Source organism: Hydrogenophaga sp. T2 (assembly GCF_049843535.1).
GTDB lineage: Bacteria > Pseudomonadota > Gammaproteobacteria > Burkholderiales > Burkholderiaceae_C > Hydrogenophaga > Hydrogenophaga crocea.
The window spans coordinates 46,471-57,179 of the sequence record NZ_JBBHZJ010000002.1 but is presented as its reverse complement, the minus strand read 5'-3'; the positions used below and the strand labels follow the sequence as shown (position 1 = coordinate 57,179).

Sequence of the window (10,709 nt, the reverse complement as noted above, 5' to 3'; positions counted from 1 at the left end):
GTCGGTCAAATGAAAACCCACCCGATTGCGCCCGCGGCGGCGATCACGCAGATCACGGTGATCGCGCGCGCAGCCACGGCGCCCCGCATCGAGCGTGCTGCGCTGAGCAAGGTCTGCCAAGGGCGGAACAGCGCCGTGCATTGATGAATGTGCTCGCCCAGGCCCTCCAGCTCCATGGGCAGGGACTCGGAGGGCTCGCAAGAAGATGTGGTGGCCCAGGTGGGCGAACGCGTGGCAGGCGGATTCATGCGGGTCTCCTGGCGAAAGCAGAGCGCGACGCCGCCGGTCTTGCTCCTGTGGCCCATTTCTACGGCCGCGCAGGCCCGGGGTCTGTGCGCTTGCGAACAGACGTGTGTCGCCCGGATGCCCGCGGCGATGCGGATTGCCTCTGTCGTTGCCGTGTGGAAAACTGAGCCCTGCTCCGGAATCGATCCGATCCCCACAATGACCCGACCCGCTGCCCTCATGCACCGGGGCACCAAAGCCCTGTACTGCCGCGATCGGCGGGCGCACACCATGGGCGTCGCCCCCTGGGTAGGCGAGGGGTGGGTGCGCCACTTCAGCCTGTTGCGTGAACCCGGGCGCGGGGTGTTCGGCCCGGCTGCTGCGGACCCACCCGACGCGACTGCACCGACGCCATGAACCCGCCCGCGGTTGACGCCCTCACCTCGGCCATCTACGACGCCGCGCTCGACCCGCTGCATTGGCCTTCGGTGCTCGCGCAGCTCAAGGTCTGTTTCCGCACCGAAGCCGAGACCTTCTATGTGCTCGATTTCGACACCCGCCGGCTCACGCAGGCGCATCTCGCGGGCATCACGCCGCACTGGATGGCCTGCTTCGACGGCTTGTACTTCGCGCCCGACAACCCCTGGAACGTGCACTCCGAGGCGCTGCACCGGCTCGGCATGGTGCGCACCAACGAGCGGCTCGACGCCTACACCCGCGAGCGCGGCGTGTTGTACCGATCCGCCTACTACCACGAGTGGATGCGACCGCAGGGCTTTCGCTACAGCCTGGGCAACACCCTCACCACCGAACGCAGCGGCATAGCCAACGTGACGCTGCTGCGCGCACCGGACCTGCCCACGTTCGATGCGCGCGAGGTGCGCCTGTTCGAACGCCTCAGCGCGCACTTCGTGCGCGCGCTGCGCATCCGCGAGCGGCTGGGTGCGGCGGCCCTGCGCCGCGATCAGCTCGCGGGTGCGCTCGACAGCCTTCAAGGCGGCGTGCTGATCGTGACGCCGGATGGCACGTTGGTGCATGGCAACCGGGCCGCCCTGCAGGTCCTGGCGCGGGGCGACGCCCTGGGGTACCGGCAGGGTCGCGTGGTGCCAGCCCACCCCGCCGCGCGGGCGGTGTTTGCCGCGCTGTTGCAGGGGCAGGCACCGCGGCCTGGCGCACCGACCCTGTCCCCCGACACCCTGGTGCTCCCGCGCACCGGTGGCGGATTGCCCCTGCGCGTGCAGGCCGCCGGGCTGGCCTTGCCGCTGTCGTCGGACCACGCGGCCCGGCCTTGCGTGCTGCTGGCGCTGTCGGGCACCGACCACGACCCGCCGCCCTCGCGCGCCGACTGGCTGCGGCACGCCCATGGGCTCACGCCCGCCGAAGCCCGACTGGCGGAAGCGCTGCTCGATGGCCTCAGCCTGCGCGATGCCGCTGACCGCCTGGGTCTCACCTACGGCAGTGCGCGCACGCGGCTCAAAGGGGTGTTCGTCAAGACCGGCGTGCACCGGCAGGCCGAGCTGATTGCGCGGCTCCAGCGCGAACTGGCCACGCCGCTGCATCCGCACTGAGGCCGAGGGACCACCTCCCATTTGGGAGGTGCCGCGCGCCGGCGCGCGGCCTAGCATGCGCGCACCACATCCGAGGGGAGTCGATATGCGTCACACCGCCACCCGGGCGGCGTCGGCCGCGCTGCTGGCCCTGGCCGCCGCGCTGAGCCAGCCCGCCGCCGCCCAGCCATCGTTCGACATCGTGGGCCTGCGCCCGGGCATGACCGAAGCCGAGGCCATGGCCGTGCTCAAGGCCCACCGGCCCGGCATGCGCGTGCAGAAGCGCAACATGACCTACAGCTACAGCGATGGTGTGCAGCAACTCAACACCGAGCCCTACCTGTACGAGCTGTGGGTGACCTTCGACGACGCCCAGGGCCGCGAGGATTTCCGGCTCTATTTCGCGCCGCCGCCCAGCGCGTCGCGCGTGCTGGGCATGACGCGGCAGATGAGCCTCAAGGCCCCGCCCACGCAGGCCCAGCTCGGTGCCCAGCTGGCGCAGCGCTACGGCCCGCCCACCACCAGCGGCAAGAGCAACAGCACCCTCAACCAGGTGTGGGGCGAGCCCGGCAAACCCATGTGCTGGCGCGGTACGCCCAACACCACGGTGATCGGCGTGGGCGAGGCGTCGGACATCCTGAGCAGCCTCCAGCGCGGTCAGGCGAAGGGTTATGTGCCGCGCGATCCGTCCACCTGCGGGCTGGCCGCGGCCGCGAGCCTGTCCGGTGACCCGGTGCACGGCCTCATGGTGCGGCTGGTGGACTACGGTGCCTGGGCCGGCACGCACCAGAAGGCCCGTGACTGGGTGGAGCAGCAGCGGCAGGAGGCCGTGAAGGCCCGGTTGTCGCGCGGCGCCGCGCCCAAGCTCTGAGCGGCCATGAACGCGCGTTCGTGCTGGCTGGCCCTGGGCTGCCTCGTCGCCGCGGTGGCGGTGTGGGCCCAACCCGCCGCGGGGCCGCGCCTGCTGTTCGCCGGCGTGGCCGAGCGCCTGCCCGCGGCCGACCAGCAGGCCATCTTCCGACTGCTCGACTACCGCGTGGCCCCGGGCGGCAAGGCCCTGGTGGCGCCCGATTGCGGCGAGATCGCGCACGAGACCCAGGTGCTCGACCTCAACAGCGACGGCGTGCCCGAGGTGCTGGTGATCGCGGGCAATGGCTGCACCTCGGGCCACACCGGTTCATCGGTGTTCCTGTTCGTCAAGAACGCGCAGGGGCGCTACACGCAGCAGCTCGGCTTTCCGGGCGCGAGCGTCACGCCCTTGCCCACGCGCAGCCAGGGATGGCAGGACCTTCGCATCGGCACCGCGGGGTTTTGCGAACCGGTGTGGGCATGGAAGGGGGCGGCCTACGACCTGCTGTGCAGCGTGGAAACGCAGCGCCGCGGTTGCCAGGGGCTGGGGCCGGTGAAGCTGTGCCGGCGATGACCCGCGGGTGCCGCCCTGTGCCGGATGAGGATCACCACCGACGAGAAGGATCGCCATGAATCGCATCGCTGGCTTCGTGCTCGGTCTGGCGGGCCTGTGGTTTCTGCTGCTGTCCAGCCCGCGGTCCGCCGGTGAAGCGGCCGTGAAGTACGCGTTCGCCGCCATCCTGCTGTGGTCGGCCTACAGGCGCTTGCGCGCCGCTTCGAAGAAGACGGCCGAGTACCTCATGCAGGCCGACGGCGAGTGGACGCGGCTCACGGTGTTGCCCGCAGCGCCCCCGACGCTGTGGTTTCCCGCGGGTCTCTCGATCGTGCTGGGTGCCGGCGTGGTGGGCAGTGGCGTGGCCTACCTGTGGGTGGTGGGTTGGGTGTTCGCAGCGCTGGCCTGGCTCACCTTGCTCAAGGACCACCGGGGGGGCAAGCCCGCGGGCCCGCGCAGCCTGCGCGTGGGTCCGCAAGGCATCGAGACGGAGGGCGCTCTCTTGCGCAAGGACGACATCCACCGCCTGCGCATCAGGAACAAGTTCGCGGGCGGCGCCGAGATCGTCTACGACGCCGCGCGCGGCCTGCCCACCGGTGTGGCGATGGGGCTCGCGGGCCGGCGCGCGCTGGCCGAGGTCGCGTACCGGGTGGAGGTGGAGGCCGCGGGGAAGGCCCATGTGCTCGCCGCAGGACTGGATGAGGTGACGGCCGCTGGCCTGGTCACCGAGATCGGCAAGGCCCTGGCGCTGCGCTGAACGGCTGTGTGTCGAGAGCGGGTTGCCCGCTCGTGTCACAGGGCTTGCGCGTCAAACGTCTTGTGGGCAGAGGCCGAAACGACCTCTGCCCATCAACGACTTCAAAGGACGCTGTTTCATGGATCGCGCTGTCTGGTTCCAATCGTCTCCCGAAAGTGCAAAAGCGGTTGGCGCGCTGCACCACTTCGTCACCCGGGGCACCCGCCTGCCGAGTGCACTGACGCATCTGGTCTTCCTTCGGGTGTCGCAGATCAACGGCTGTGCGCATTGCATCGACATCCACACCCGTGACCTGCTCGCCGAAGGCATGTCCGTGGACAAGCTGGTGCTCGTGCCGGTCTGGCACGAGGCGCAATACCTCTTTTCGGCGCAGGAGCGCGCGGCCTTGGCGTGGTCCGAGGCGGTGACGCGCATCGCCGAGACGCATGCCAGCGACGACGCGTACGCGGCCGCACTGGCCGTGTTCGGCGAGAAGGACCTGGTGGACCTGACCCTCACCATCGCCGCCATGAACGCCATCAACCGCATGGGCATCGGCTTTCGCATGAAGCCGCGGGCCAAGGCTTGAGCGATCGCGGCCCTATCGGGCAGGACCGCCCGGGCCCCGGGGGCGGGCCGGCGGCGCGGTCTCGAAGGTCAGGTTGCCCCAGTGGCTGTCCCAATCGAACCGCGCGGGGTCGGTGGACGGCACCATGTGCACGACGCTGACCATCCACACGCCGCGCCAGGGCAAGGCCAGCGATGCCTGGCCGCGGGTGTCCGTGCGGGTGCGCAGCACCGTCAGTTGCCCGCCGCGCTGGTGCCAGGCCCTGAGCAGCGCCTGCCCGAGCGGCCGCCCCTCGAACAGGACCTGCATCGAAAGCGCCTGGCCGGGCGCCAGCGTGAGCGGGTTGGCGATCGGCACGATCTCCAGGGTCTGGCCGATGGTGCGCCGGTGGGTGTCGTCGCTGCGGCCGCCCACGCGCAGCAGCGTCTTGACGTGGCGGCGGTAGCGCTCGCGCACCGGTGAGGCGTCGGCGGGCCTGGCCTGGCGTTGCGCGAGCACGTGGTCCAGCCCCTCCTCGCGCAGGTAGGCGTTGAAGGTGTCGGGCGCCAGGGTGACGCTGAACGCCTGGGTGTCGAGCGCGATCAGCTGGGTGCCCGGCTTCTCGAAGGCCAGGGCCACGCGGTCCTGGCCGAGATCGGCGGGCAACAGCGGCGTGAGCACCTGTTCGGTGCCGGCGCCGAAGACGCGCAGCGCCTCGGCGATGGGGCGCCCGAAACCCACCGGATCGCCCACGAAGTGTTCGCCCACCCGAAGCGCCACCTCGACCGGCGCGCGCGGCGCGGGCGAGAAGCGCTCGGGCATCAGCCAGAACTCGTGCGCGAAGGCCGTGTGCGCCCAGAGCAGGGCCGCGGTGATGAGCAGCGGTTTCATGTGAAGGGGGGACCGGCGCGTGGCCGCGCCGGTCCCCGTGGGGTTGACGGACCGGGCGCCGCTCAGACGGTGTCGTCCACCGGCAGCGGCTGGTTGTCCACCGGCTCGGGCGTGCTGGTTTCGCTGGTCTGGGCGATCAGGCGGTTCATGTACTGCAGCAGGGACTGCACCGAGTTGCCCATGAAGGGCATGGCGGCCTGCGCCGGCGGCGCAGCGGGCGGGGCGTCGCCACCGCCGCCACCGCAGCCGCTCAGCAGGGCACCGGCCAGCACGAGGCCGAGCGCGGGTTTCAAGGGAATGTGTCGCATGGAACTTCCTTGGTGTGCCGCCGCGCTCACTGCAGCTTCATCGAGCCCGGGTTGGGCGTGTTGAGGTACGGGAAGCCGGGCAGGAAGGGCACCACCGCCTGGTCCACCGCGTCGTGCACGTTGGCCGATTGCGCGCCCAGCGGCACGCTCGACGGCCGGCAGGCCGAGACCAGCGACGGCACACCCGGCACGCCGTTGAGCCCCAGCGCGTTGTTGTCGCCGTTGATCACGCACAGGCCGCCGAGCATGGCCACCAGCGCGATGTCGACCACGTCGTCCTTGGGCCGGCGGCCGTTGGGGAAGCCGGCGTTGTCGTTCACCTTGTTGGGGTCGGTGTTGAGCGCATTGCCGGCCACGCCCAGGCGGTTCTGGTTGGCGAACGGCACCGGCGGCACGGCGGTGTTGAGCCGCAGCATTTCCGACGGCGCCACGGTGGCCGGCTTGTTCACACCGGTGATGCCGGTGAGGAAGGTGGTGAGCAGGTCGGTGCGCGGCAGGTTGGTGGGGGCCACGCCGGCGGGGTTGCCTACCAGCACCTGGCCGAGCAGCGCGGGCAGCGTGGGGTTGCTCACGTAGGCCAGGAACTGGCCGTCGTCCTTGGGCGCCGAGGCGTTGAACTTGTCCTTGTCCGGCAGGCCGATCACCACCTCATTGACCAGCGGGTTGCCCAGGCGCGAAACCTGGGTCCAGGCGCCACCGGCCTTCTCGCTGGCCTGGTGGCCCGAGGGCGGCGCGCCATTGAGCAATCGGGCCTGGCGCAGGCTGGCCGTGGTCCAGCCGCCGATGACCGTTTCACCGCCCGCGGTGAGGCAGCTGCGGTGCACCTCGAGGGCGAGCGAGGTCACGTTCTGCTTCTGGATGTAGTGGTTGCCGTTGGCGCCCTCGGCGTCCTTGAGCGCGGGGTTGAGCAGCACCTCGGCCGGGGCATCGACGAGGTCGAAGATGCGGCCGAGGTTGACCGCGAAGCCCTCTTGCCGCTGGCCCACGAACACCCGCGCCGGCATGGCGCAACCGGGGATGGTGACGGTGTGGATGTGCTTGTCGGCGTAGGCCTTGTAGGCCGCGGCATCGCCCAGCGTTTTCTGGCCGATGTAGTCGACCGGCTTGGGCAGCGACGCGGCCACCACCTGGGCAGCGCCCTTGCGACGGTCGCCGCGCACCACCGTGAGGCTGTAGGTCTCGGCGAGGTTGAGGCTGGCGTCGTTGACGGCCGCGACCGTGCCCGACTGGATCAGCGGGATCGGCACCGAGGTGTTGCCGATGGACAGCGGCGTGCCCTTGAGGTTGTTCTTGAAGCGGAACTGGAAGGTGATGTCTTCGCGCGCGTCGCCGTTGTTGTCGATGTGGATCTCGTACAGCGCGTTCGGGTCCATCGAGAAGTAGTTGGGCCCGCCGTACGGGCCTTGCAGGGGCTGGTAGTTCGCGATCATGGTCACGTAATCGGATCGACCGCCGGTGCCGTCCGCGGCCACGCCTTCGTAGCTGCGGAACATGTAGAAGTCGGTGCCGTCCACCTTCGGGCTGGTGGTGATGAACGGGGCCTCTCGGTGGCTCGATGCGATGGCGGCGCTGGCCACCGCCATCAACAGGCATCCTTTCGCAAGGGATGCGGGCTTGAGTGTCATGGCTGTCTCCTGGTTTGTGGGTGCCGGGCTCGGCCCACGGGATACGCGCCGGGAGACGGAGTGGATGTGGCGCGCGGGATCACCCCGGGCGCTGATCGGGTATCGGGGCCGTGCGGGCCTCGCCGCAGGCGCCAGCGCGCGACGCGCGGTTCAACAGCCCATGAGGCAGGACTTGTCCAGCGACACTTCGATCGTCTGGCCATCGGCGGGCACGACGACGCGCTTCTCGAAAGTCACGCCTTCCTGGAAGGCATAGGTGTTGACCGTGATCTGGTTGTTCGAGCCGATGTAGCGGCCGCCCGCGGTGTACACGTCCGTGCGGCCGATCACTTCTTCCTGGTTGCGGGTGCGCTCGTAGGAGAAGTCGGTGATCAGCAGGTATTCCCCGGGCGGCATGTTGGTGAACACGAAGCTGCCCTTGTCGTCCAGGATTTTGGTGCGCATGAAATGCTTCAGGATGGCCTGGGGAATCTGCTTGGGCATTTTCTGATCGCGCTTGACCTGCTCGTACCAGGCCTTGAATTCGTCGGTCATCCAGATCAGGCCCACCGCCTGGCTGCCCTTGGGTGGGTACTTCTTGGCGGCCAGCAAAGCACCCTTGAAGTAAGCCTGCCCTTTGATGACGGACGTGCCCAGCGGGCGGATCTCCGCCGTCGCTTCCTTGAGCGACTGTCCTGCGAATGTCCGGCCCTCCATGCAGTCGAGCATGGCGTTGCGGGCCAATGCCAGACCGTCGTAGTCCAGGGAAAAGACCGAGGTGCTCTCCATGCGCAGTTGCATGTTGTTTTCGCGGTCCCGCATCGACTTCAGGGTTTGCCGGATGTCGCCCACGGGGACGGCCAGCACGCCGTCCGGCGAACCCGCTTGCCGCGGAAACTGCTTGGCCGGCAGGCGCGTGGGTGGCAGGTCTTGCTGCACCAGTTCGACCTGCACGTCTTGCACCGCGCTGGACACGGGGATGTCGCTTCCGCTGAAGAGGATCACGGCATGGGCCGACTTCTGCGTCGGCCCCAGTATGGTGAGCCCCGGTGGGTTCTTGCTCGATGAAACGAACTTCACCGAACAGTTCATGCGCGGCTGGGCAGGGTCTTCACGCAGCATCCACACACCCAGGCGCGACTTGGTGACCACCTTGGTGTTGCCCTCGGGCAATGCCGGATCCGACGCAGCAAGGGCGCTGCCTGCGAGGCAGGTCAGCACCAGCGCGCCGAGCATGCCGCCAGCCCGGCGGGCGGCACGGGCCATGCGTTCGAAGGATGGCTCGGTGCGGGCTTGCGCGCGTTCTGGCATGGCTTGCTCCTCGGCCAGGCTTGTGCCGCCTTGCGGGCTCAGCTGCCCTTGCGTTTGCAATTGGGCGGATTCGTCATGCCGAAGCTCAGCAGGTTGCCGCCGTTGATGATGCAGGTGTATTCCTTGCCATCGCGCGCCTTGACGGCGTAGAAGGTGTTGGTGCCTTCCGTGCGGCGGTCGAGCAGCGCCAGTTGGTCGGGCGACATGGCGAGCACGCCCGCCGCTTCAGACTTCAGGCGTTCGTCGGAAAGGCTGTTGGTCGAGGCAGCGATGCTGCCGCAGCCGCTCAGCGACGTGAGCATGACCAATGCCAATGCGAGGGATGTGATTTGAGCCATTCGGGTCGTCACCTGTGGTTGTTGCGGGGATCGGCTCGATGTTAGGCAGCGGGCAACCCCGCTTGAATAGCCCAAAAGGGCAGGTGCCCGGCGCTGCCGCTAGGCGCCGAAGACCTGGCCCAGGAAGGCGCGCAACTGCACCGCTTTGACGGGCTTGGCCAACAGCCTCACGCCTGCGGCTTCGGCGCGTTGTGCTTGCGCGTCGCCCCTGTCGCCCCTGTCGCCGGTAAGCACCAGCGCAGGCAATTCCTTGCCGAGCCAGGCACGCACCGCGATCACCGCATCGACGCCGCTGTCGCCGCCCGCGAGCCGCAGGTCGGCCAGCACCGCTTCGGGCTGGAAGCCATCGGCCAGGTGCTGCCGTGTGCGGGCCACGTCTTGTGCCGAACGCACATCGCAACCCCAGGCAGAGAGCAGGCCCGTCAAGGCCGCGCGCGAGTCGGCGTCGTCTTCAACCACCAGCACACGGCGCCGCGTCAGCGGGGTGTCCTGCGGCATGGCCGGCGCGGCGATGGGGGATGGCGTTGCATCGCACAGCGGCAGCGTGATGCGGAACACGCTGCCCTGCCCGGGCGTGGACTGCACCTGCACGCGCAGATCGAGCAGATCGCTCAGGCGCTTGACCGTGGCCAGACCCAGCCCCACGCCCAGCCGCCGGTCTCGCGCCGGATTACCCACCTGGTAGAACTCTTCAAAGATGCGCGACAGTTCGTGCTCGGCAATGCCGATACCGCTGTCCTGCACGATGACCTCGACGCGATCGCCCTGCACCCGCGAGGCCAGGCGCACCATGCCCTGTGGCGTGTAGCGCAAGGCGTTGGACAGCAGATTGGCCAGCACGCGGGCGACCAGGCGGCGGTCGCTGCGCACCGTCAGGGCACTGCTGTCGACTTGCAGCTGCAGGCCTTTGTGCGTGGCCTGCAGCGCATGGGTGCGCGCCACCTCGCGCAGCAGCGCATCGAGCGCGAACGCTTCGAGCCGGGGCACCACGGCGGCGGCATCCACCTGCGCCAGTTCGATCAATTCGTCCACGATCTGCGCCATGCTGTCCACGCATTCCACCAGGCGCGCGGGCACGTCTTCGGAGCGCGCTGCTGCACCGTTCTCGTTCAGCGTGTGCGCGAGCAAACCCATGGCATGCAGGGGCTGCCGCAGGTCGTGGTTGGCCGCGGCGAAAAAGCGCGTCTTCGCGTCCTGGGCCTGCTCGGCGCGCTGGTTCTCCCGCCGCAAGGCCTCGATCAACGCGGCGTTCTTGCGCCGTTCGGCCTGCGCTTGAGCCAGCGCCCGGGCCTGCTGGCGCCCGCCCTGCAAGGTGTACAGGCTGGTGGCCACCACCAGCGCGGCCAGCGTGAGGTGGTACGTGCCAGCAATCCACAAATCGCGCAAGGCCAAGGGCCCCATCACGCAGACCACGAACGCGACCAGCACCGGGTAGAACGGCGGCAGGGGCACCGTCGCGCCGATGACGATCGTTGCCGCGACGATGTGCAACAGCGACTCGACCTCCGGCGTCGCCGGCTGCAACCAGATCAGGCTCAAGGAACCGAGCAACACGCCCTGCAGCAGGATGGTGCCGAACGCCCAGGCGGCCCAGCGGTGGAGGCGATCGCGCGCCGGCCGCAGCCGGTGGTAGCGGCGTGCGCCGGCCATGCGCGCCACGCCGACGAACACGAAAGCGAGCATCCAGCCATCGGCCGCGTCGAACCCTTCACCGCTTCGGAACGCCCCGTACAGGATCAGGGCCCCCAAGGTCGTCATCAACGAGGTCAGGGAGGTGAATCGAAACAGATGGTCGATCTG

Annotated in this window: 12 protein-coding genes; 5 read left to right on the top strand and 7 right to left on the bottom strand. The window is 69.2% G+C overall.

Translation table 11 applies throughout. The features are described from left to right. Positions 1-5: 5 nt before the first annotated feature. Entirely contained in the window at positions 6-248 is a 243-nt protein-coding gene (locus WDZ95_RS03855; RefSeq protein WP_425776327.1) for a hypothetical protein, read from the bottom strand. Positions 249-638: 390 nt separating this feature from the next. Between WDZ95_RS03855 and WDZ95_RS03850 the strand changes: the two genes are divergently transcribed. The 5 genes from WDZ95_RS03850 to WDZ95_RS03830 all read left to right on the top strand — a co-directional run bounded on the left by WDZ95_RS03850 (position 639) and on the right by WDZ95_RS03830 (position 4,499). Beyond that, positions 639-1,793 carry a helix-turn-helix transcriptional regulator gene (locus WDZ95_RS03850; RefSeq protein WP_425776325.1) on the top strand — a complete coding sequence of 385 codons (1,155 nt, stop codon included), beginning with the start codon at positions 639-641 and terminating at the stop codon, positions 1,791-1,793. A gap of 85 nt (positions 1,794-1,878) precedes the next feature. Then, positions 1,879-2,643, top strand: a complete 765-nt coding sequence (locus WDZ95_RS03845; RefSeq protein ID WP_425776323.1) for a hypothetical protein — start codon at positions 1,879-1,881, stop codon at positions 2,641-2,643. 6 nt (positions 2,644-2,649) lie between these two features. Then, on the top strand, positions 2,650-3,195 hold the full coding sequence (locus tag WDZ95_RS03840) for a hypothetical protein (RefSeq protein WP_425776322.1): 546 nt from the start codon (positions 2,650-2,652) through the stop codon (positions 3,193-3,195). Positions 3,196-3,250: 55 nt separating this feature from the next. Further along, positions 3,251-3,931 carry a hypothetical protein gene (locus WDZ95_RS03835; RefSeq protein ID WP_425776320.1) on the top strand — a complete coding sequence of 227 codons (681 nt, stop codon included), beginning with the start codon at positions 3,251-3,253 and terminating at the stop codon, positions 3,929-3,931. 118 nt (positions 3,932-4,049) lie between these two features. Next, positions 4,050-4,499, top strand: coding sequence for a carboxymuconolactone decarboxylase family protein (locus WDZ95_RS03830; RefSeq protein ID WP_425776319.1), 450 nt, complete (start codon positions 4,050-4,052; stop codon positions 4,497-4,499). Positions 4,500-4,511: 12 nt separating this feature from the next. Here WDZ95_RS03830 and WDZ95_RS03825 read toward each other — a convergent pair whose 3' ends face one another. From WDZ95_RS03825 to WDZ95_RS03800, 6 genes are all read right to left on the bottom strand, one after another. Continuing rightward, positions 4,512-5,348 carry a DUF4198 domain-containing protein gene (locus WDZ95_RS03825; protein ID WP_425776317.1) on the bottom strand — a complete coding sequence of 279 codons (837 nt, stop codon included), beginning with the start codon at positions 5,346-5,348 and terminating at the stop codon, positions 4,512-4,514. A gap of 62 nt (positions 5,349-5,410) precedes the next feature. Then, positions 5,411-5,656 carry a hypothetical protein gene (locus WDZ95_RS03820; RefSeq protein WP_287468366.1) on the bottom strand — a complete coding sequence of 82 codons (246 nt, stop codon included), beginning with the start codon at positions 5,654-5,656 and terminating at the stop codon, positions 5,411-5,413. 26 nt (positions 5,657-5,682) lie between these two features. Then, positions 5,683-7,281 (bottom strand): DUF4331 domain-containing protein, encoded by a 1,599-nt coding sequence (locus WDZ95_RS03815; protein WP_425776315.1) that lies wholly within the window; start codon positions 7,279-7,281, stop codon positions 5,683-5,685. Between the two features lie 150 nt (positions 7,282-7,431). Next, positions 7,432-8,571, bottom strand: coding sequence for a hypothetical protein (locus tag WDZ95_RS03810; protein ID WP_287468364.1), 1,140 nt, complete (start codon positions 8,569-8,571; stop codon positions 7,432-7,434). Positions 8,572-8,609: 38 nt separating this feature from the next. Next, positions 8,610-8,873, bottom strand: a complete 264-nt coding sequence (locus WDZ95_RS03805; RefSeq protein ID WP_205710694.1) for a hypothetical protein — start codon at positions 8,871-8,873, stop codon at positions 8,610-8,612. Between the two features lie 135 nt (positions 8,874-9,008). Next, the gene (locus tag WDZ95_RS03800) at positions 9,009-10,667 is read right to left on the bottom strand and encodes a hybrid sensor histidine kinase/response regulator (RefSeq protein ID WP_425776313.1); all 1,659 of its coding nucleotides are present in this window, start codon (positions 10,665-10,667) and stop codon (positions 9,009-9,011) included. Positions 10,668-10,709 lie beyond the last annotated feature (42 nt).